Below are 557 nucleotides of genomic sequence, written 5' to 3' on the forward strand. Positions count from 1 at the left end.
ATTCATGTTCGCATTGGTACAAAGAGTTTAAGGCATAGATATTGCTTTTTTTGAAATATAAAGTTTGTCAGAACGCTAAAATTCAAGAACGAGAATTTAAAACCAATGAACAGCCAAATTAAGCCTTTATGACGGTTTTTGATATTTCATGAATAAGGACTCATCAGCAGCATGTTCAAATGGGCACCAGCGCACATTACGTTATTACAGTATCGAAGAATCTTTGAGGACAGATAGAACAAAACGAACGATGACCCGTCGGAGAAGAGAACTCAAAGCAACTTAGAAGAAATTCAAAAGAAAACGAATGAAAGTCGACTTATTAACCCCTCAGTGCCATATATTTAAAACGGCTTTTTTGTTGCCCGGATTGTGTATGATGAGCTTCCACTTTCCTTTGGGCAGCTCAATCACCATGTCTATGCGCTGGGTTTCTCCAAAGTCCGTCAAAACTTCACCGTCGTTTGATAATATCTTCACATCTGCAGGAATGTTGGAGTCAATCTTCACCGTTAGGTTAGAGGGGCCAGCGAAGACGTACTCCAGAGTTTCTCCAA

Annotated in this window: 1 pseudogene; it reads right to left on the reverse strand. The window is 39.7% G+C overall.

What is annotated here, in order from left to right:
* Positions 1–330 precede the first annotated feature (330 nt).
* Positions 331–557, reverse strand: a pseudogene (locus E3E29_RS11310) (hypothetical protein); the annotation flags it as partial.

It is taken from the genome of Thermococcus sp. Bubb.Bath (assembly GCF_012027595.1).
Taxonomy (GTDB): domain Archaea; phylum Methanobacteriota_B; class Thermococci; order Thermococcales; family Thermococcaceae; genus Thermococcus.